16 protein-coding genes are annotated in these 20821 nt (G+C 67.5%); 9 read left to right on the forward strand and 7 right to left on the reverse strand.

Translation table 11 applies throughout. From position 1 onward, the window contains the following. Positions 1-43: 43 nt before the first annotated feature. Positions 44-1405 carry a cytochrome P450 gene (locus ACWPXK_RS19660; protein WP_454197980.1) on the reverse strand — a complete coding sequence of 454 codons (1362 nt, stop codon included), beginning with the start codon at positions 1403-1405 and terminating at the stop codon, positions 44-46. A gap of 226 nt (positions 1406-1631) precedes the next feature. On the opposite strand from ACWPXK_RS19660, the gene ACWPXK_RS19665 reads away from it, so the two are divergent. Together ACWPXK_RS19665 and ACWPXK_RS19670 are read left to right on the forward strand one after the other, a co-directional pair. Then, positions 1632-2852, forward strand: coding sequence for an IS110 family transposase (locus ACWPXK_RS19665; protein ID WP_454197614.1), 1221 nt, complete (start codon positions 1632-1634; stop codon positions 2850-2852). A 241-nt stretch (positions 2853-3093) separates the two neighbouring features. Continuing rightward, the gene (locus ACWPXK_RS19670) at positions 3094-4224 is read left to right on the forward strand and encodes an MCE family protein (RefSeq protein ID WP_454197981.1); all 1131 of its coding nucleotides are present in this window, start codon (positions 3094-3096) and stop codon (positions 4222-4224) included. Positions 4225-4287: 63 nt separating this feature from the next. Here the strand turns inward: ACWPXK_RS19670 and aztA are convergent, their stop codons facing one another. Beyond that, the gene (gene aztA / locus ACWPXK_RS19675) at positions 4288-4971 is read right to left on the reverse strand and encodes a zinc ABC transporter ATP-binding protein AztA (RefSeq protein WP_454197615.1); all 684 of its coding nucleotides are present in this window, start codon (positions 4969-4971) and stop codon (positions 4288-4290) included. Between the two features lie 56 nt (positions 4972-5027). Here aztA and aztB point away from each other — a divergent pair, with 56 nt between their 5' ends. From aztB to ACWPXK_RS19695, 4 genes are all read left to right on the forward strand, one after another. After that, positions 5028-7037, forward strand: coding sequence for a zinc ABC transporter permease AztB (gene aztB, locus ACWPXK_RS19680; protein WP_454197616.1), 2010 nt, complete (start codon positions 5028-5030; stop codon positions 7035-7037). Continuing rightward, entirely contained in the window at positions 7034-7951 is a 918-nt protein-coding gene (gene aztC / locus ACWPXK_RS19685; RefSeq protein WP_454197617.1) for a zinc ABC transporter substrate-binding protein AztC, read from the forward strand. The genes aztB and aztC overlap by 4 nt, the downstream gene beginning before the upstream one ends. A gap of 24 nt (positions 7952-7975) precedes the next feature. Continuing rightward, positions 7976-9136 (forward strand): zinc metallochaperone AztD, encoded by a 1161-nt coding sequence (gene aztD, locus ACWPXK_RS19690; protein WP_454197618.1) that lies wholly within the window; start codon positions 7976-7978, stop codon positions 9134-9136. Positions 9137-9244: 108 nt separating this feature from the next. After that, complete coding sequence (locus ACWPXK_RS19695; protein WP_454197619.1) at positions 9245-11092, forward strand: hypothetical protein; 1848 nt, start codon at positions 9245-9247, stop codon at positions 11090-11092. On the opposite strand, the gene ACWPXK_RS19700 is transcribed toward ACWPXK_RS19695, so the two are convergent. After that, on the reverse strand, positions 11093-12040 hold the full coding sequence (locus ACWPXK_RS19700; protein ID WP_454197620.1) for a hypothetical protein: 948 nt from the start codon (positions 12038-12040) through the stop codon (positions 11093-11095). Positions 12041-12684: 644 nt separating this feature from the next. Beyond that, the gene (locus ACWPXK_RS19705; protein ID WP_454197621.1) at positions 12685-13137 is read right to left on the reverse strand and encodes a MarR family winged helix-turn-helix transcriptional regulator; all 453 of its coding nucleotides are present in this window, start codon (positions 13135-13137) and stop codon (positions 12685-12687) included. Positions 13138-13239: 102 nt separating this feature from the next. On the opposite strand from ACWPXK_RS19705, the gene ACWPXK_RS19710 reads away from it, so the two are divergent. The 3 genes from ACWPXK_RS19710 (at position 13240) to ACWPXK_RS19720 (ending at position 17598) form a co-directional block, all read left to right on the forward strand. Continuing rightward, positions 13240-14544: a Dyp-type peroxidase gene (locus tag ACWPXK_RS19710; RefSeq protein ID WP_454197622.1), complete on the forward strand. Its 1305-nt coding sequence runs from the start codon at positions 13240-13242 to the stop codon at positions 14542-14544. A 1059-nt stretch (positions 14545-15603) separates the two neighbouring features. Further along, positions 15604-17235, forward strand: a complete 1632-nt coding sequence (locus ACWPXK_RS19715) for a sigma-54-dependent Fis family transcriptional regulator (protein WP_454197623.1) — start codon at positions 15604-15606, stop codon at positions 17233-17235. Between the two features lie 153 nt (positions 17236-17388). Then, positions 17389-17598, forward strand: coding sequence for a hypothetical protein (locus tag ACWPXK_RS19720; protein WP_454197624.1), 210 nt, complete (start codon positions 17389-17391; stop codon positions 17596-17598). A 242-nt stretch (positions 17599-17840) separates the two neighbouring features. On the opposite strand, the gene ACWPXK_RS19725 is transcribed toward ACWPXK_RS19720, so the two are convergent. Genes ACWPXK_RS19725 through ACWPXK_RS19735 form a run of 3 tightly spaced genes read right to left on the reverse strand, consistent with a single transcriptional unit; the run spans position 17841 to position 20783 of the window. Then, a complete protein-coding gene (locus tag ACWPXK_RS19725) occupies positions 17841-19112 on the reverse strand; it encodes an extracellular solute-binding protein (RefSeq protein ID WP_454197625.1) in 1272 nt (423 codons plus the stop codon). Beyond that, the gene (locus tag ACWPXK_RS19730; RefSeq protein ID WP_454197626.1) at positions 19109-19930 is read right to left on the reverse strand and encodes a carbohydrate ABC transporter permease; all 822 of its coding nucleotides are present in this window, start codon (positions 19928-19930) and stop codon (positions 19109-19111) included. The genes ACWPXK_RS19725 and ACWPXK_RS19730 overlap by 4 nt, the downstream gene beginning before the upstream one ends. Then, complete coding sequence (locus ACWPXK_RS19735; protein ID WP_454197627.1) at positions 19920-20783, reverse strand: carbohydrate ABC transporter permease; 864 nt, start codon at positions 20781-20783, stop codon at positions 19920-19922. The genes ACWPXK_RS19730 and ACWPXK_RS19735 overlap by 11 nt, the downstream gene beginning before the upstream one ends. Between the last annotated feature and the right edge of the window lie 38 nt (positions 20784-20821).

A 20821-nucleotide genomic window follows, 5' to 3' on the forward strand; every position in this document is an offset into this window, starting at 1 on the left:
GGTTGCGCGCTCCCCGGCCTCGGAGCCGGGGAGCGCGAGCCCCTTACGCTTCGCTGGGCTTGCGCCGCCGGTAACGAACGGTGCAGGGCTGCGCGAGTTGCACGACCATCTTGGAGTGGTCGTTGCGGTAGCTGTCCGACGGCTGGGTCAGCTCGAACTCCCAGTCCCGCAACAGGAGTGAGAAGATCGCCTTCAATTGCATGAGCGCGAAGGCGGCGCCGACGCAGCGGTGGCGGCCCGCGCCGAACGGAATCCAGGTCCAGCGGTTGACGATGTCCGCCTGGTTGGGGTCGAGGTAGCGGCCGGGATCGAAGGCGTCCGGATCGGGGAAGTCCTCCGGAATCCGATTCGAAATGGCCGGGGTGGCGGCCACATGGTCACCGGGGGAGATGCGATGACCGCGGACATCGAACTCGCCGCGCGCCACGCGCATGAGGATGATCAAAGGCGGGTGCAGGCGGAGTGTCTCCTTGAGAACTGCTTCGAGACAGGGGATTCGGCGCAGCGCGCCGAAGCTGATGTCGGAGCCATCGGCGTAGAGCTCGTCGAGTTCGGCGACGACCTGACGCAATACCTCGGGGTGGCGCAGCAGTTCGATGATCGTCCAGGCCGCCGTGCCGGAGGTGGTGTGGTGGCCGGCGAACATCATGGAGATGAAGATGCCGGTGATCTCGCTCGCGCTGAACCGTGGCAGGCCGTCGTCGCCCGGGATCGAGATGAGCACGTCGAGCATGTCCCGGTCGTCCTTGCCCGTGGGCGGGTTCGCGGCCCTGCGGTCCATGATCGCTTGGACCAGGTCGACCAACTCGGCGCGCGCCTGGTCGCGGCGGCGGAAGCTCTCGATCGGGGCATACGGGTCGACGTAAGCCAGTGCGTCGGTACCGCGTTCGAGATCGTGGTAGAGGCGGGTGAAGCGGTCGTCGAGTTCGTCACGGAACTTCACGCCGATCAGGCAGGCCGAGGAGGTGTAGATGGTGAGCTCGGCGAAGAAGTCGAGCAGGTCGATCTGCCCTTCGTCGCCCCAGCGCGCCAGCATCCGCTCGACCTCGCGGGCGATGGTCGCCGCGTGCCCGCGCATGTGCTCGGCGCGCAATGCCTGGTTGTGCAACATCTCCTTGCGGCGTTCCGGGCTGGCGTCGAAGACGACCCCGTCGCCGAAGATGGGCTTCATGAACGGATAGGCGGCGGCCTGGTCGAGGTCCTCGTCACCGGAACGGAAGAAGAATTCGTTGGCCTCCGCCCCGGACAGCAGGATGACCTGTCGGCCCGCCAGATCGAATGCCCCGACGTCACCGCACTCTTCGCGGACCCGGCGCATCAGCCCGATCGGATCGACGCGGAACTCCTCCAGATGACCGTGCTCGTGGTCGCCTCCGGATACCCGCCGCGGTGTCACCAGCGTCATGTGGAAATCCCTAAGTTGTAGGTGTCTGGGGTTGGTGCCCTGGATGCCCAGGACGGTGGGGTGTAGCTGATGTGGCGCTTGCTTCTGTTGTGGCTGGGAAGGAATGGCTGCCCCGCCGTGCTGGACGCTCCGGCCACTGATTGAGATCTGATGCGGTTCGTCGCTGGTTAGGGACCTGATGGCGGGGTTGTCCACGGGCTTCGGTTGGGTGAACTGGAGTGTGAGAGTGGCGCTGCGCCAACGGATCTGGGTCGGTATCGATGTCGGCAAGGCCGGCCACCATGTGTGCGTGGTCGATGAGAACGGCAAGGTGTGCTGGTCGGGCAAACTCGCCAACGATCAGCGGGCGATCGAGGCGGTGATCGACCGCGCTCGCAAGACCGGGATCGAGTTGCGGTGGGCGATCGATCTGACCAGCCCACTGGCCGCGCTGCTGATCACGGTGCTGCTGGCCGCCGGTGAGTCGGTGGTGTACGTGCCCGGCCGCATGGTGGCCACCATGACCGGCATCTTCCGCGGTGAGGGCAAGACCGACGCCAAGGACGCCCGCGTCATCGCCGACACCGCCCGTATGCGCTCGGATCTGCAACCGGTGACCGCACCCGACGAACTGATCGCCGAGCTGACCCAGCTGTCGAGCTACCGCACCGACCTGATGGCCGAGTGGGTGCGTGGAGTCAACCAGCTGCGCGCCATGCTCGCCGCGATCTTCCCAGCGTTGGAGGCCGCGTTCGATTACTCGACGCGTTCGCCGCTGATCCTGGTCGCCGGACTGTGCACCCCGGTCGAGATCCGCAACGCCGGAATCAACGGTGTCGCAACGCATCTCACCGACAATGGGGCGTGGCGCAAAGGTATCTCCGCGATGGCCGCAGCGGCTGTGGCCGCCGCCGAGACCCAGGACATCGTGGTACCCGGCGAAGCCACCACCGCCACACTGATCAAGCGGCTCGCGGCAAAGCTGCTCGACATCGACCGCGAGATCAAAGACCTCGACAAGCAGATCACCACCCGCTTCCGCGAACATCCGCAGGCGGGGATCATCGAGTCGCTGCCCGGCATGGGCCCGCACCTGGGCACCGAGTTCCTCGTGAGCACCGGCGGTGACGCCCTGGCCGAGTTCACCACGCCGGGCCGGTTGGCCTCCTACGCCGGGCTGGTGCCGGTTCCGCGCGACTCCGGCCGGATCAGCGGCAACCTGCACCGGCCCAAACGCTACAACCGCAGGCTGCGGCGTGTGTTCTTCATGGCCGCCTTGTCCTCGATCAAGAACGAGGGGCCCTCGCGAACGTTCTACCAGCGCAAACGCGCCGAACGGCTCATTCATACCCAAGCCCTCCTAGCGTTGGCCCGACGCCTGGTCGACGTGCTGTGGGCCCTGCTGCGCGACAACCGCCCCTTCGACACCAAGCCCCCGAGCATCAACCAGGTCCCCACTGCGGCTTGACATCGTCATTGAGATTCCTTCCCCGAATCGGTGCCCGAGATCTATCATGGACACGTGTCTGGACAGTACTACGGCTAGGAAGCGCCGGGCAAGGGGACCGACCCGCCGCCGTCACTCGGGTCAGGGCCTCGCCACACAGCCCCGCAGTAAGAGGTGATCTGTGCATCCGAAGCAAGATTCCAGCGAGCCGTCGGTGCTGGTCGTGTGGCGGGTGATTCGATGGAAAGTCGCTGGGGCGGCGATGCTTCTGCTGATCACCGCGGTCATCGTGCTCGCCGTCTCGATGTACGCGGGGCGGTTCCGGTCCACCGCGACGATCACCGTCGAGGCGCCCCGCTCGGGGTTGGTTCTCGATCCCGATGCGAAGGTCCGGATGCGGGGAGTGGAACTCGGACGGGTGAGCGCGGTGGAATATCGCGACGACCGGGTGCGCCTGCGGCTCGCGATCGATCCCGAGTTGCTGCGGCTGGTGCCCGCGAACGCGACGGTGAACATCCGCTCCACCACGCTGTTCGGTGCCAAGTACGTCACCTTCGTCGTGCCGCGCACGCCGTCGCCGTCGCCGATGCGACCGGGCGCGACGATCCGCACCGACGCCGTCACCGTCGAGTACAACACGCTGTTTCAGCGGCTGAGCGACATCCTCGCCGAGGTCGAACCCGGCAAGCTCAACGCCACGCTGACCGCGCTCGGCACCGCGCTGCACGGTCGCGGCGATCGACTCGGCGATCTCCTCGCCCGCGCCGACGACTATCTACGGCAGATCAATGCGAGCTTGCCCGCGCTGCGACGGGACCTGTCGGCTGCCGCAGATGTCGCCGGGCTGTATGCCGACACTTCGCCCGATCTATTGCGCACCATGGACAACGCGACCGTGACGAGCGAGACGATCACCACCGGTGCGCAAGCATTGGATGCCCTGCTGCTCGAGCTCATCGGTTTGGCCGGCACCACGCGGGCGGTGCTCGCCGAGAACGAGCACGGTGTCGCCGCGGCGGTGGAACTCCTGCGCCCGACCAGCTCCCTGCTCGACAGGTACTCACCCGTGCTGTACTGCGTGGTCGTCGGTATCGCGAAGGCGATCCCCGCGGCCGAAGCCATCATCGGCGGAACCGTGCCGGGCGCCATCTTCAATGCCGGTTTCATGTACGGCGCTCGCCCCTATACCTACCCTGACGACCTGCCGAAGGTGAACGCCACCGGCGGCCCGCGCTGCGACGGGATCCTCGACCGCGTCCCCGGCAGCCACGCCGACTATGCCGTCACCGACACCAACGAGGGCGCGCCCTATGTCCCATCGACGGCGGTCACGTTCGACGCTCCCAGTGTCTTTCGGATTCTCTTCGCTGGAATGCCAGGAGTACCACGCTAGGTCGGTTCGCCAGCGATCGCCCGCCGTCGCGAAATGCCGAGAGGCGGCCCGCTGGGCGGCACTTCAGGCCGGTTCGGTGGTTCGTTCGCGGTGCAGGACGGTGTGCGGGTCTCCCTGACCGGCTATCCGTCCATCGCGCAAGAGGAGACAGTGGTCGGCGCGCAGTGCGTCCTCGCGGCTGTGTGTGGCGTGCACGACCGTAACGCCTTGATCGCCGACGCGGCGGATCGCGTCGGAAATCTCCTGCTGTGCAAGCGAATCCAACCCGGTCGTCGGTTCGTCGAGCAGGAGTAGGCCGGATTCCTGGGCGAGTGCCTGGGCGAGCAGTGCGCGCTGGCGCTGGCCGCCGGAGAGGGTGTCGAGCCGGCGGTCGGCAAGGTCGGCGATGTCCATGCGGTGGAGGTATTCGCGCACCATCGTGCGATCCCGCCGGGTGAGGCGGCGCCATGCGCCGCGGTGCGCCCAGCGGCCCATGGCGACGGTTTCGCGGACCGTGATCGGCAGGGTCGCGGGGACGCTGCTCTGTTGCACGACGAATGCCGGTCGGGCATGTTCCGGGCTGATCGTTCCCGCCGTGGGCGTGATGACGCCGGCGAGGACGCCGAGCAGGGTGGATTTGCCGGAACCGTTCGGTCCGACGAGTGCGGTCACCTGTCCGCCCGGAATCGTGACGCTGAGCTCGTGCAGCACGGGACGTCCCCGGTATCCGGCCGTCACCTCGGCGATACGGATGTCTGGCGGCGGCATCGCGCACTCCGATCTTTATTGAAATGATAATCGTTGTCATTGTAGAGTGCTGCGTCATGGAGTGGTTGGTCGCCCCGTTCGAGGTTTCCTTCGTTCAGCGGGCCTTGTGCGGCGGGCTGCTCGTGTCGTGTCTGTGCGCCATCGCGGGAACCTGGGTTGTCCTGCGCGGCATGGCTTTTCTGAGCGACGCGATGGCGCATGGAATGCTGCCGGGTGTCGCGATAGCCGCCCTGCTGGGCGGAAACCTTTTGCTGGGCGCGGCATTCAGTGCGGCGGCTATGGCGGTCGGGGTTTCGGTGCTCGGCCGCGGCACCAGATTCGCGCCCGACACCGGCATCGGGCTGTTGTTCGTCGGGATGTTGTCGGTGGGTGTGATCGTCGTGTCGCGTTCGCCGTCGTTCGCGGTCGACTTGACCGGATTCCTTTTTGGTGACGTGCTGGCTGTCGGGGAACGCGATCTGTGGTACTTGGCGGCCGCATTGGTTCTCGCGGCCGTCGTTGCGGTGCTGGGCCACCGAGCGTTCCTCGCGCTCACCTTCGATCCGCGCAAAGCGCACACCCTCGGGCTGCGACCCCGTTCCGCACATGTGGCGCTGATCGGTCTGGTGACCCTGGCGATCGTCGCGTCGTTCCATATCGTCGGCACTCTGCTGGTCTTCGGCCTGCTCATCGCGCCGCCCGCGGCCGCGGTCTACTGGGTGCATCGCATCCCGTCGATCATGCTCACCGCCGCGGTGCTCGGTGCGGTGGCCACGGTGGCCGGACTGGTGATTTCGTGGCACGCGGGCACCGCGGCGGGCGCGACGATCGCCGCGACCGCCGTCGCCCTGTTCTTCCTCTCCACGCTGTCGGCCTGGCTGCGTGATCGAGTTCGCTCGGCGGGTCCGACGTCGAAACCGCTGGCATCGGTGCTGATCCTCGCTGCGATCGCGCCTCTGCTCGGCTGCGGGGCGCGCGGGCCGTCCCAGCCGGTGGAGGCGACACCGCACGGCTACGTCGAGGGTGCCGAGGAGACCGCGGACGCGCAGCCGCGACTTGTCGTGGCCGACAAGGAGACCGGCGCCGTGCGGGTTGTCGATCTCATCACCGGGGACGTCATCGACCTCGGCCGGACGGAAGGTGTCGACGGTATCGGCGGCGACGGCCGTTTCGCGTTCCTGTCCGGCCGTGGCCGGGTGCGTACCGTCGACGCGGGCGCGTGGACGGTCGACCACGGCGACCATGTGCACTATTACCGGGCGCCTGCGCGGGATCTCGGTGCGTTCCCCGGTGGTGCGGTGTCGGCCGCGCACGGCGACGGCAGTGTCACGGCAGTCGCTTTCGAAACCGGTGGCACGACTCTGCTGGACCGGTCCGCACTCGGCACCGGATCGCTGCACGAACGCGGCGTGATCACGGACGGGGCGGCCGTGCCCTACGCCGAGCACCTGCTCGTGTCCGTGCCTTCGCGGGGAGCCATCGAGGTCCGCACCCGGGACGGTGTACCGTCCGCCGTCGTCGCGGAGCGGTGCCCGGCCCCGCGCGGCTCCGCGGTGACGCGGCGCGGCGTCGTCTTCGGTTGCGCCGATGGGGCATTGGTGGTGACGGCGCGAGACGCGGTGTTCACGGGTGCGAAGATCCCGTATCCGCACGCTGTCGCCGACGGTGACCGTGCGGTCGAGTTCTTCCATCGTCCCGGGAGCGCGACGCTGGTGGCCAGGGCAGGGCGGCGCGGAGTCTGGCTGCTCGACATCATGCGCGGGACATGGACCTTGCTGGAGACGGGTCCGGTGGTCGCGGTGAACACGGCGGGGGAGGGCACCGCGGTGCTGACCCTCACCGAGGACGGCCTGCTGCATGGTTACGACCCGGCGTCCGGGCGCGAGTCCACCGCGGGGCGACCACTGATCGCGCCGGTAGCCGCCGATGCGGAAGCGCCGGTGATCCTCGTCGACGACCACCGCGCCTATGTCAACGATCCTGCGGCACGGGTGATCCACGAGATCGACTACGCGGACAACCTCCGCGGCGCACGAACATTCCCCCTCGGCATCAGCCCGACGATGATGGTGGAGGTCGGCCGATGAAGTCCGCGATCCGGCTGTGCGCACTGGTCGCCGCGGCGCTGCTGGCGTTGACCGCTTGCCTGAATTCCGGCGCCGACCGCGACGGAATCATTGTCACCACCAATATTCTCGGCGACCTCACCCGGTCCATCGCGGGCGACGCGGTCGAGGTCACCGTCCTGATGCAGCCGAACGCGGACCCGCACTTCTTCGCGATATCCGCCCAGCAGGCGGCCCAGCTCGAACGCGCGAGCCTGATCGTCTACAACGGTCTCGGCCTCGAGGAGAACGTGCTGCGCAACGTCGAGGCAGCCGAGAAGTCCGGGGTCGCGACCGTCGCGGTCGGCACGGAGATCGATCCGATCCGCTACTCCGCCGACGAGGCGAACGGTCGGCCGGATCCGCACTTCTGGACCGACCCGCGTCGCGTGCGCAGGGCCGTCGAGGTTGTCCGTGATCGGATCATCGATGACGTCGACGGCGCCGACGCCGCCGCGATCCGCGCGGGGGCCGACCGCTACCTCGCCGAACTCGACCAGCTCGACCGCTGGATGACCGATCGGTTCGCCACGATCCCCGCCGAGCGACGCAAACTGGTCACCAACCACCACGTCTTCGGTTACCTCGCACAGCGATTCGGCTTCGCCGTGGTCGGCGCCGTGATTCCGGGCGGCACCACGCTCGCCTCGCCGAGCCCGTCGGATCTGGCCGCGCTCGCCGGAACGATCCGGGCCGCCGGGGTCAGCGCGATCTTCGCCGATTCCTCCCAACCCGATCGCTTGGCCAGGGTGCTCGCCGAACAGGCCGGGGTGCACGCGCGGGTGATCCCGCTGTACTCGGAATCGCTCACCGAGCCGGGCGGCGGCGCGGGCACCTACCTGGACATGATGCGCGCCAACACCGAGGCCATCGTGCGCGGTCTCACCGCCGGTTAGCGCCCGACCAACAGAAGGAAACCCATGCAGTTACGATCGCGAACCACGAAATCGGCGGCCTTGGCCGGCCTGATGACCGCAGTGCTCACCGTCGCCGGTTGCGGCGCCGATACGCAGGCAGACCAGCGAAAGCGCATCGCCGATCCGATCGCGCTCACGCATGACAGTGGAATCTACGTGCTCGACGGAACCACTCTGGAACTCGCGGGCACGGTCGACCTCGACGGCTTCAACCGGCTCAACCCGGCGGGCGACGACCGTCACCTGATCGTCTCGACCAAAGACGGATTCCGCGTTTTCGACGCTACCGCCGCCGAATTCACCGGCGCCCAGTTCCCGGGCCCCGAGCCAGGCCACGTGGTGCACCACGCCGGGCGAACCGTGCTCTTCGGCGACGGCACCGGTGAAGTCACCGTCTTCGACCCCGCCGATCTCGCCGAGGGCACACCGAAGACCTCCACTTACCGGGCCGCCGCCCCGCACCACGGCGTCGCGATCGAACTCGCCAACGGCGAACTCGTCGTCACGCTGGGCACCGAAGAAAAACGGACCGGGATCGCGGTACTCGACAAGAACCGCACCGAGAAAGCGCGCAACGAGGACTGCCCCGGAGTACACGGCGAGGCGACCGCCGCGGGCGAGGCCGTCGTGATCGGCTGCCAGAACGGCGTGCTCGTCTACCGCAACGGCACGATCGGCAAAGTGGTCAGCCCCACCGAATACGGCCGGATCGGCAACCAGGCGGGCAGCGCGACCTCGCCCATCGTGCTCGGCGACTACAAGCGTGACAAAGACGCCGAACTCGAACGGCCACAGCAGATCTCGCTGATCGACACGGTCACGGGCACGCTGCGCCTGGTCGATCTCGGCACCAGCTACACCTTCCGCTCGCTGGGGCGCGGCCCGCACGATGAGGCCCTGGTCCTCGGCACGGACGGCCGTATCCACGTGATCGATCCGGTCGCGGGCGCCGTCGTGCGCACCATTCCGGTCACCGGACCGTGGCAGGAACCGCTGCAATGGCAGAAACCGCGACCGGCTTTGTTCGTCCGCGGCGGCACGGCGTACGTCTCGGATCCCGCCACCAAGCAGGTGCACCGGATCGATCTGGAGACCGGAGCGAAAACAGCAACCGTCACGTTGCCCGGCACGCCGAATGAACTGAGTGGCGTCATCGGCCACTGAGTTCGGGCACGTGGTCCCCTGGGTCCGGCGGTTGCGTAGGACCGCGGGGAAACGCCGCTGCGAACGAGGGATGGGTTCCGGAGCCCGCCGGCGCTACCGTGGGATGGCATGGACACTGCCGCGCTCGTCGTGCCGGAGCCCGTGCGCGTCCCTCGGCCGCCCTCGTCGGCGAAGTTCCGCTTTCCTCGGCGGATTCGGTATGCGCGGCCGGTGGTCGTCGCGGCCGGATGTCTCCTGGTGGTGCAGCTGGCGATCCGCGGGTGGGTAGCCGACAGCGGCTTCTTCTATTGGGACGATCTCATCCTGGTCGGCCGGGCGGCCCGATTCCCGCTGTGGTCGGCGGATCTGCTGCTGTACAACCACGACGGGCACTTAATGCCGTTGGCCTTCGCCACCGCGTGGGCGGTGACCGCGATGGCGCCGCTGGCCTGGGCCGGGCCGGTGGTCGTACTGCTGGTACTCCAGCTCGCGGCATCCGTGGCCGTACTGCGGATGCTGATGGTATTGGTGGGTGCGCGGTGGATGATCCTGCCCCCGCTGGTCTTCTATCTGTTCTGCCCGCTGACGCTGCCGGCATTCGCGTGGTGGGCGGCTGCCCTGAACGCGCTGCCGCTGCAATTCGCCGTCGCCTGGGTGATCGGCGATGCGATTTTGCTGGTCCAGAGCGGTCGGCGCCGGTACGCCCTCTCGGGCGTCGCGGTGTTCGCGGTGGCGCTGTTGTTCTTCGAGAAGTCGGTGATCGTGCCGTTCGTCGCGTTCGCGGCCGTGGTCCTCGCGCGCTATGTCGACGGTGGCCAGGCCCCGGTTCGCGTGGTCGCGCGACGCGGTGCGGCACTGTGGGCCGGTTCCGGCTTGGTGCTGGCCTGCTGGCTGATCGGCTATCTCGCGGTGGTCGGCGGCCCCGCCGGGCCTGACGACCTGCGCGAACTGCGGGATTTGCTGCCGGGCGCGGCATCACTTGGCATCGTTCCGGCATTGTTCGGCGGCCCGTGGGTCTGGGAGCGGTGGTTACCGTCCGCACCGTGGGCGGATCCGCCGGGCTGGGCAGTGGTGTCGGCTTGGCTCGCGCTGGCCGCGCTGGTGGCCTTGTCGGTCCGTGCCCGGCAGCGGGTGGCTCCGGTCTGGCTGGCGATCGCGGCCTACATTCTGGTCGTCCAGATAGCGGTGGCGCTGGCCCGCGGCGGACCGAATACCGCGGCGGAACTGATGCAGTCCCTGCGCTACTTCGCCGACCTGGCGGTGGTGCTGGCTGCCGCGGCTGCGCTGATGGTGCGTGCCCGACCGAGACCGTCACGTGCAGCCGCTTCGTTCCCCGGCCGCCGTGTGGCGGTCGCCGCGCTGGCGGTGTTCCTCGTGAGCAGTCTCTGGTCCACGCACACCTTCGTGCGATCGTGGCGTGTCGGCCCGACCAGAACCTATGTGACGAATGTGAAGTCGGAACTGAACGAGTGGGACGGTGCACCGCTACTCGAACAGGAAGTGCCGTGGCATGTGCTGAATCCGCTGGCTTATCCCCAGAATCTGACCAGTCAGGTGCTCTCGCCCATCGCCGCTCCCGGCACCTTCGCCGACTCGACGCCGCAGCTGCGGATGATCACCGATACCGGCCGGATCGTCGAAGCGGAGGTCTGGTGGAATCGAATCATCCTTCCTGGTCCCCAGCCGAATTGCGGGCACCGGATCAACGGCGGCACGCCGGTCCCCCTGCTCCTCGACGGACCTATGTTCGAGCATGAATGGACCGCGCAACTCAACTACTTCGCCAACCAGGACGGCCGGATAACTGTCGGCTTCGAACACGGGAAAGCCGTCGCGGCTCCGGTCCGGAAGGGGCCGAATACGGTATTCGTTCGTATTGTCGGAAGTGGGTCCTCGCTCAGGATTTCTTCTCGCACAACAGGACTCGATCTATGCGTTGGCGTCGGACCGGTCGGCGTCGCGTCGTATGACAACTGATCACGGGTGCCGTGCGATGTCGATTCGGATGTTGTCGCTCGTGTCGATGATGAAGACGCGGTCGCGCTTGGCTTTCCAGTCATAGGGGATCAAGAAATAGCGATCCGGGGTCCGGACGAGCAGGGTCAGACCGCTGTAGACGTAGCGAAACTTTTCGTCGGGCACGGAGATCGGGTCGACGCGGGAGGCGCCGCCTTCGATGGCGAGCCGGTCGACGCTGAACAACAGCACCAGCGGGCGGTCGTCGAAGTGCGTGGCCTCCGCGGTCCGGGCATCTTTGTTCGCCTGTGCCGCGGCATAGCCACCGACCGACCACATGGCTCCGAGGAAGCCGATGGCCACAAGCGCAAGCACGGTGACCCAGGGTAAGTCCGTTGCGCGCTCGCGGCTTCGGCGTCGTCGGGGGCCGAGTTGGACGGGATACCACATCCGGAGCGCTATCGCGTAGCCGAGCAATGCCGCGCCGACGATCAGCATGAGCGGCAGATAGCGACTCGTCGCCGCTGGCAACTGCTCACGAATCAGGATCCCGACCGCCACCCCAGCGTGCAAGCTCGCCCCGAGCGTGACGACGAAGACGAACCAGCGGCGCAACGTGCGTCGTGGTCGCCGAGTTCTGACCGCGACGAGGATCGGGATCGGACGAAGCCCGGCGAGCGCCACCGCGGCCAGCAACGCCAGCAAGGCGGGCCAGTAGGCGCCGTTGACGCTGCGCACGACATAGTCGGGAATCGAATAGCCGAGCATGCCCACGTCGATCCCGAAGTGCGCGAACCAGGTTCGCGTGTACACCTGTCCGAAGTAGTACAGCATCGCTGTCACGACCAGCGCTTGCGAGGTGATCGCACCCGCGGCCGACAACACGACACGGAGCCCGTGCGGAAGATCCGAGTGCTGCCCGTCGGCATGGCCGGCGTGGTCGGTCTGCACAAGGTGGGTGGCGATCACCGGTTCTGCTCCGGTGCGGAAGTCGTCGGGGGAGGCGCGGTCTTGGCCGGCGTCTGGGTAGGTGTCCCGCTTTCGATTCCCGCGCCTGGTCGGGGAACGCCGGGGATCACCGGTGGCGTCGTTGGTATGACCGAGACCGTACCCGTCACCGTGGGCGTGTTCGCTGGCGGAATGGTTGGCCCGGTCGCTCCCTGCTCTCCGTTCTGCTGCGCTGCTGGAGGTGCCGCGGTCGGAGGAATAATCCCCGTCGCACGGTAAGACCCCGTCGCACGGTAAGACGGCGAGGGTGTCTCAGCAGGTGCCTGGCCCGAGGTCGCAGGCTCGCTCGACGTGCCGGCCTGCACGGTGTTGGCGGGTGGAATATGCGGCGTCTCCGGATGGTGTGGACTACAACCACAAAGAACTCCGGAACCCATAGCGCCGATCGCTACGACCATTGCGGCGAAACGCATCAGACCCCCTGGCCAGACCACCCGATTGCACAGAATCGTGCCACAAATCCCAAGGGACACAAGATATCCCATGACGGGACCACGTACCGGTCAGTTGGCCACATGGTGGGCGTCGGGCGGACCCGGCGTCGGTATCCGAGTCCCGCGAACTTGCACCGGCATTCCTCGGGCGGGCGACGTCACGGCACCGAACTACGAGCCGGAAATCCGATTCTCCGAGAAGGCGTGCACAATCGCGGCGCCTATTGTCCGTTGGACCGGATCCGCCTCCGCTCCGAATAGGCGCTCGTCGAGCTCGGAGACCACCTGCTGTGCCTCCTGGAGTAGGCGGGAACCCTTGGCGGTGAGCTCGATGGTCGACGCGGATCCGGCGCGCGCCGTGCGATCGCGGACGAGTCCAGTGCCGATGAGGGCCTTCACCGCGGTATGGACGCCCTGGACGCTGATGCCGGACATCCGTGCCAGATCGCTGAACGACGCCCCGGGCACGCCGGCGATATGACCGAGGAGACCGAGCCGGGCGACGGTGAGATCCAACGGCGCGAGCGCGGCCGCGAGTTCGGCCTCCACGCGACGCGCCAGCATCAGCACGATGATCGAGGCGCTGGTCGCAGGAGGGCCGGGGCGGCCGTTGTCGGTGGTCACCGCTTCAGTCTCTCGCACCGGCTCGGTCAGCCGATCCGTGCGGGCGGGGACAACCTTCAATCTGATTGAAGATCGCTCGAAGCTCGAGTATGCTCGGCGAGCATGGGTGAATCTACTACCGAGCGTAGTAAGAATGCTGACTCGTCCTGGCGTATGTCGCGGCGCGGTCTTTTCGGTTCGGCGCTCGCTGCCGCCGGTGCGGCGACGGCGGGAGTCGCGGCGGGCCGGATGGGCGACGCGGAGCCTGCCGACTCCCATGTCGAGGCGTTTCATGGGCCGCGGCAAGCGGGTATCGCGACTCCGGCGCAGTCGCACGCGCTGTTCTTGGCCTGCGACATCGCCCGGCCGGATCGCGCGGCGCTGCGGGATCTGCTCGCCGGATGGACGACAACGGCGGCCGCGCTCGCAGCGGGTGACCCTGCTCCCGAAAAGCCCGGCACACCACCGGGATTCAGTGCGCACACCGACTTCGCCACCGGCCTCGATCCGGCACGTCTGACGGTGACGTTCGGTCTCGGCCCGAGCGTCTTCGACGGCCGGTTCGGCGTGGCGGAGCGTCGACCTGAACACCTGCGTCCGCTGCCCGAATTCGCCGGAGATGTTCTGAATCCCGCGTGGAGCGGCGGCGATGTGCTGGTGCAGATCTGCGCCGACGATCCACAGATCGTGAGCCACACCTTTCGCGCCCTCCGGGCACGCATGCCAGGTCTCGCGCGCATGCGGTGGACACAGCAGGGCTTCCTCAGCCGACCGGGTGGCGGAACGCCACGGAATATGTTCGGGCACAAAGACGGTACGGCCAACCCTCGCCCCGGAACGCCGGAGTTCGATCGCGCTGTATGGGCCACGTCTCCCGACGAGCCGGATTGGTTTCACGGCGGAACCTACCTGGTGTTCCGCAAGATTCGGATGAAGACCGCGGAGTGGGACCAGCTGCCGATCGCCGAGCAGAACCGCATCATCGGCCGCCGACGCGACAACGGCGCCCCGCTCGGCGGGCACGCCGAATTCGACTCGATCGATTTGTCCGCACGGTCCGCGAACGGGGATCTCGATATTCCCGCCGACGCTCACGTGCGACTCGTCCACGGCATCCCGATGCTGCGCCGCGGCTACAACTACGACTACGGCGTCCTGCTGGCCAGCTCCTCGGAACCTACGCAACCGCACGAACACCCCGCGGGCACCGATCCGAACCACACCCACGGCGGTCACAACCAACTCGACGCCGGCCTGCTGTTCGCGGCCTACATGAACAACCCGCCGAATCAATTCATCCGAGCCCAACACGCCCTGGCCGCAACCGACCGGCTCAACGGCCTCATCCAACACACCGGCAGCGCCATTTTCGCCATACCACCCGGCGCCGCGCCGGACGAGCCCATCGCGGCAGCTCTCGGCGTCTGATCGTGGGACGATCGCGCTATTCCGGGCCGGCCTCGGGGCTGAGCTCGAGAAGGCTGTCTACGAGGGTGCGCACGTCGGGAAATCCCAGGACACGAGCAGCGATGCGGAGATCGTCGAGAGTGAACGGATTCGTATCGGCTGCCGGTACCCAGCGTCTGTGCGGAAACCGGCCGCTGTCGGGGGAGCGAGAGTGCATTCCGGCATACGGCAAAATGGACCACTTCTCTTTCCGGTGAACTGCCAGGACCGGCCATTGGTCGCGTCGTGCACGATCGGCGGGTTCAGCGCTTCAGGTGCGGTGGTCACGCGACACAGCTGGTCGCGATCCGTGCTCCTGGATCTTGCGGACATGGTCGGGCGTTCGGGACGTCAGGAGAGCGACCGCCGTGTCCGAATACGGGAGTCGTCGGTGACCGGCTGTCACTCTCCTGACGCTCCCGGCGCCATTGCCGGGAAAACTCGGCGCCATTGCCGGTCCGATCGCCTGGTAACGACGCTATAACGCTGCGACGCCCAGGTGCTGTTCAGTTTTTGAACAGCGTTGCGACGAAAGTTCGGACCGGTCATCACGACCATGCCGTCCTTGCCGGCAGCGTCGGATGCCTCGGAGACGATCCGCTGGGTGACCAGTGTCGTAGGCGACCGCTGCCTGGGTCTTCATGCCTTCGTCCTGCGAGTGGACCTCCGTTGGCCGCGTCCCGATGACGGATCTCGACGAGGCGGCGGAGTGTCCAATTTCTGAACACTCGACTGCGGCTGGCGTCACGCATCATTATCCGAGTCGCCACCGCCGCGGCTGCGCCATCGTCCGGCTCGCCGACCCGCTGACCCCGCGATTCGTACGCGTCGACGCGGTGGGCAGCCGTGGCGGGCGCCGTAATAGCCGACAAAAAGCAGATGTGATGTGAAACACGCATGATGAGTACTCTGGACTTCGCACATGGCAATGCCACGCGAGGCGCCCATGGATCCGATCTCATGTCGGAGTCTGTGACAGCCTGGAGGCAGGACGCGAGGAGTAAGGTGTCGTCGGCTCGCGACCCCGGAACCGGAGCGTCGGTGACGCGACCGGAAATCGAACTGTCGTGGAAGCGTTCGAAGCTCAGCGGCGTAGCGCCCGAGTTCGACGGTTTCGCCGATCTCCCCGTGGCTGAATTCGATCCCAGCGGCCGTCTGGTCGAAGCCGCCTCGGTGGTTCTGGAGCGCATGGCCGACGCCCTCGCGGGCACCGCGTTCAACTTGTTGCTCGTCGACCGCGACTGCCGTCTGGTGTACCGCTGGTTCGACGACCCACAGTTCGAAGCGGCGCTGGAAAAGCTCGGCATCCGGGACGGGGTCTGTCTGGCCGAGGAGACGATCGGAACCAATGCGCTGGGCACGGCGATCGAAACCCAGCAGGGGATCATCGTTCATGGCGCCGAGCACTACATCGAACCGTTCAAGGCGTTCACCTGCTACGGCCACCCCATCCGGCATCCGGTGACGCGGCGGTTGGAGGGCGTCCTCGACATCACCGGCTCCTCCTCGGTGGTGAATCCGCTGCTGGCTCCGTTCCTCGTGCGGGCCGCGGAGGACATCGAACAGCGGTTGCTCGACCAGGCGAAGGCATCGGAGCGCGCGCTGCTCGCCGCCTTCCAATCGGTCTCCCGGCAGCGTCGCGCGGTCGCCGCCGTCGGCGACGACATCGTGCTGACCAACAAGTCGGCTCTCGATCTGCTCAATCCGGCCGATTACGCCGTGCTGCGGATGTTGACCGACGATTTGGACCGCGGCTCCCGCACCACCGACATCACCCTCGCCTCCGGCATCGTGGTCCGCGTTCGTCTCGCACAGATCGCCGGAGCCGGCGGCGGCACGCTGTTCCACTTCGAACCGATCGACGCGCACGGTGCCCGCCCCGTGCTGCTCACACCGCGGCGCGATGTCGCGGCCACGGCGCCCACCGGGCCCGTCCTGATCGCCGGTGCCCGCGGTACCGGGCGCAGCACCGAGGCGCGCAGGCTCGCCCGAGAGGACACGGTGGAGTTCCGCAGCGGCGCCGATGTCGCCGTCGAGGGCGAGCGAACATGGGTGAAGCAACTGCGTGATCGGTTGCGCCAGCCCATCGGCACGCTGTGCGTGGACAATATCGACCTCCTGCCGGAACCGCTGGTCGACGTCCTCATCGAGGCTGTTTCCGCTGGCCGCGGCCCGCGGCTGATCCTCACCTCGCCGCCGCTGTCCGAGCTGCGCGGTGCGCATGCCGCGTTGGCCGCGGTTTGCCTGCAGCGGGTGGAATTGCCCCCGCTGCGCAACCGGGGACCCGAAATCGCGACGATCTCGGAACGCCTTGTGCGGCATTTGGACCCCACCGCCCATCTACGACTGTTGCCGAGCGTGATCGAAATCCTGGCCGCCCAGCCATGGCCGGGGAATCTGCACGAGCTCAAGGCCGTGCTGGCGCATGTGGTGCGGCATCGGCGCGAAGGCGACGTGACCGTCGGCGATCTGCCGGAGCCCTATCGCATGGCTTCACGCGTGCGGCGCCTGTCCGGCCGGGAGCGTGCCGAACTCGAGGCCATCATCGAGGCCATGCGTCGCCACAACGGGAACAAACTCAAGGCTGCGCGCGATCTCGGCATCAGCCGCACCACGTTGTATGCCAGGCTCAAGGCATTGCGGATCACCGACGGCGGATTGTCCATTTCCTGAACAGTTCGCAGCCGCGTTGCGGCTCTAGCGTCGATGACGAGTATCCAGCCTTGGAGATTTCGGAATGCGCCCTCGCCATGTTCCCGCTGATCGCCATGGGCTGCGCGGGATCGCATCGAGCGCCGCCGCCTGCCTTCCCCGGACGAGCAGCCTGTGAGCGGCATGCGGCCGCCGAGGCGAATCCGGCGGATCACGATCCAGTTCGGAGCCCTCGAGTTGGCTTTTCGCGCGTCGGATGACCATGCCAGGAGCGTCTCGGAGGCACTGGAGCGTGCCTATCCGCATCTGAATTTGGTCGTCACCGTCGATGACGAGGTGGATGATGAGCTGCCCCAGCTGCCGTGCGCCGCGCTGTGGGAATAGCGTCTTCGGTTCGGACTGGCCTTCAGCGCCCTCACCCTCCCGCAGACCGGCACGCACGATCCGGCTCCTGGACTCAGCGACATCTTCGACGCCGACCAGCGCATGGAGGTCGAACGGCACAACCCGCTGCGGCAGCTGCCCCGACTGGCCGAAGCGGTCGGCGCGTGAGCAGCTGATCCAGCTGACGACCGGAGGAGCTCGGTGCCCATCGGAGTGACCGGCCTGCGGTCGCGCTACCTGCGTCAGTTCTGTGCGACCGCGGCCTCCGCCGCGGCGCGGGCGCGAGAGAGTGCCTGTGGCACCGGGATTCGGCCCAGATACATTTCGGCAAATACCCGGTCGATGGCGCGTAGCGCGGCCGGAAAGCCTGGGCCGCCGCCAGAAGGGATACGTGGTCCGCTCAGCACGTCGAAGAAGGGCGAGACGTCGATGCCCTTCCGCGCCCAGTAGTCGCGGTAGGCCTGCTGTTCGGAGATGACCGCGGGAATGGTGGCGCCGTCGCGGGCCAGATATCGGTTGCCCGCACCGCTGCCGAGCCAGGCGAGTACCCGCCGTACGGCGTCCGGGTGCCGGGTCGCGGCGTTTCCAGCGACACCGATCGCATTGTTGGTGCTCACGCGCCCGGACGGCCCGTGCGGCAGCGGCGCGACGCCCCACGCGAAGCGAGCTTGCTGGGCGATCTGCGCGAGGTTGAACGTCCCGGACTGCAGCAGCGCCAGTTTGCCCTGCAAGAAGGCGTTCTTCGCGAAGTCGGGGTTGGTGTTCGTGTCGGCGGGGGCGGGCGTGAGCCGGTCGGCGATCAACCGCACCAGATAGTCGAACGCCGCGCCACCCTGCGGGCTGTCGAAGACGAAGTGATCGCGGTCGTCCTGAAACCGTGCTCCGGCCGAGCCCAGATAGGGCAGCTCGATGGATTGGAAGTCGTGGCCCGCGTTGTAGGCCCAGGGTGCGACGGCGGCCAGACGGCGCAGCAGCGGGCGGAACGTGTCGCCGTCGCCCGGGCTCCACCGCAGCGCATTCAGTTCGGCGGGATCGATGTGTGCCGCGGCGAGCAAGTCGCGGTTGTAGTACACCGCCGTGCCCCCGTCCACGAATTGCGGTACGGCCCATAGAGTTCCGTGGCGTGTGTACTGCGCGACCGGCGACGGGTCCCAGGAGTTCGCGGCTTCGGGACCGAGTGCCGCGCCGACGTCGATCAACCGTCCGGCGTCGGCGTAGTCCTCGTACAGATTGGTCCAGAACAGGTCGTCGGCGGTGCCGCCGGCCACGTCCAGCCGCAGCTTCTGCTGATACGACGACCACGGCACGACGGTGATCCGCACCTCGACGTCCGGATTCCCGCGCTGGAACTCCTCCAGTGCGGCACGGTAGCGGGGAACGAACGACTCGTCCCAGATCCGCAGACTCACCACGGTGCGGCCGGACCCACCGGCGCGACCGAGCCACAGCACGGCCGCGACGAGCAGAACCGCCGCGATCCCGAGCGCGAGCACCGCACGGGTCGAGGTCTTCATTTCATCCCCGTCCGCGCGATCGAGCGCAGCACCTGCTTCTGGAAGACCACGAACAGCAGCACCAGCGGGGCGATGGCCAGGGTCGTCGCCGCCATCACCAGGGTCCACTGCGCGTTGTACCGGGTCTGCAGGTTCGCGGTCGCGACGGTCAGCACCTGCCACCGCTCGCCGCTGCTCGCGACCAGCGGCCACATGAAGTTGTTCCACTGCGAGACGATCGTGATGAGCGTCAGCGTGGCCAGGACCGGCCGGCTGATCGGCACCAGCACGTGCACGATGACATCCAGGGTGTTCGCGCCGTCGAGCCGCGCCGCGCCGATCAGCTCCTCCGGAATCGCCCGGAAGTACTGGCGCAGCAGGAAGATCGCGTACGGCGAGCCGAACACGAACGGCAGCACCAGCGCCCAGAAGGTGTTGAGCCAGCCCAGTGTCGCGAACATCAGATACAGCGGGATCAGTGTCACCATGGGCGGCACCATCATCGTGCCCAGGTAGACCCGGAACAGCGCTTCCCGGCCGGGAAACTCGGTGCGCGCGAACGCGTAGGCCGCCAGCACCGAGGTGACCAGCTGGCCGCCGGTGACGAACACCGTCATCAGCGCGGTGACCAGCACCGCTCGCCCGAGCCCATGGTCCAGCGCGGTCCGGAAGTTGTCCGCGGTCACCGGATGCGGCAGGGCCAGTGGCGATCCGGTGGCGAATTGGCCGGGCGTCGTCACCGCGGTGAGCGCGCCGAGCGCCAGTGGCGCCGCGGTCAGCACCGCTCCGGCCAGCAGTAACGCGTACGCCGCGGCCGAACGCAGGCGATCAGAATTCATAGGTGGTCCGATTCCGGAAGTAGCGGTGCTGCGCGATGGTGATCGTGACCATCACCGCAAACACGACGATCGCCATGACCGCGGCCCGGCCCGGCCGCGCGGCGTCGAATGCCTCGGAAAACATCCGCATCGCAATCACATCCGTGCGTTCGCCGGGTCCACCCTTGGTCAACGCGTACACGGTGTCGAAGGTCTGGAAGGCGGTCAGCACGCCGGTGACGAGGACGAAGAACATCGTCGGCCGCAGCAGCGGCAGAACCAGCCAGCGGATCCGGCGCCAGCCGGTGGCCCCGTCCAGCGCGCCCGCGTCCAGGATCTCGCGTGGAATCGCCCGGATCCCGGCCACGAAGAACAGCGCAACGTACCCGAAGTTCGCCCATACGCTCACGGCGGCCACCGACGGGAGCGCCAGCGCCGGATCGGACAGCCATTCGATGCGGCGGCCGAGCACGGCGTTCAACGCGCCGCCGGTCGGCGCGAACATCCACTGCCACACCACGCCCACCGCCACGGGCGCGCACATCCACGGCAGCGCGTACAGCACCCGTAGACCGTGCGCACCGCGCCGGGCCAGCAGCGCCGCGACCGCGAATCCCAGTACGGTCTGCATCGGCACGACGATCGCCGTCAACGCCGACGTCACCAGCAGCGCATGGCCGAACGCGGGATCGCCCAGCACCGAGCGCCAGTTCCGCAGTCCCACGAACTCCATGGGCCCCAGCAGGTTCCAGCTGTGCATACTGAGCCAGGCCACCACCAGGATCGGCAACAACAGGAACGCCCCGACTCCGACCAGGCTCGGCAGCAGCAGTACGTAACTCGTCACGGCACGACGAGCCCAACGCCGTCTCATGTCCTGCGACGCTACCGTCCCGATCCGTCACCACACGG

Source organism: Nocardia sp. Marseille-Q1738, assembly GCF_965283145.1.

Coding starts and splice junctions, on each gene's coding strand:
- ACWPXK_RS19660 (WP_454197980.1), bottom strand. CDS start 1,405: ATGACGCTGGTGACACCGCGGCGGGTATCCGGAGGCGACCACGAGCAC.
- ACWPXK_RS19670 (WP_454197981.1), top strand. CDS start 3,094: ATGCTTCTGCTGATCACCGCGGTCATCGTGCTCGCCGTCTCGATGTAC.
- aztA (WP_454197615.1), bottom strand. CDS start 4,971: ATGCCGCCGCCAGACATCCGTATCGCCGAGGTGACGGCCGGATACCGG.
- aztB (WP_454197616.1), top strand. CDS start 5,028: ATGGAGTGGTTGGTCGCCCCGTTCGAGGTTTCCTTCGTTCAGCGGGCC.
- aztC (WP_454197617.1), top strand. CDS start 7,034: ATGAAGTCCGCGATCCGGCTGTGCGCACTGGTCGCCGCGGCGCTGCTG.
- aztD (WP_454197618.1), top strand. CDS start 7,976: ATGCAGTTACGATCGCGAACCACGAAATCGGCGGCCTTGGCCGGCCTG.
- ACWPXK_RS19695 (WP_454197619.1), top strand. CDS start 9,245: ATGGACACTGCCGCGCTCGTCGTGCCGGAGCCCGTGCGCGTCCCTCGG.
- ACWPXK_RS19710 (WP_454197622.1), top strand. CDS start 13,240: ATGGGTGAATCTACTACCGAGCGTAGTAAGAATGCTGACTCGTCCTGG.
- ACWPXK_RS19725 (WP_454197625.1), bottom strand. CDS start 19,112: ATGAAGACCTCGACCCGTGCGGTGCTCGCGCTCGGGATCGCGGCGGTT.
- ACWPXK_RS19730 (WP_454197626.1), bottom strand. CDS start 19,930: ATGAATTCTGATCGCCTGCGTTCGGCCGCGGCGTACGCGTTACTGCTG.
- ACWPXK_RS19735 (WP_454197627.1), bottom strand. CDS start 20,783: ATGAGACGGCGTTGGGCTCGTCGTGCCGTGACGAGTTACGTACTGCTG.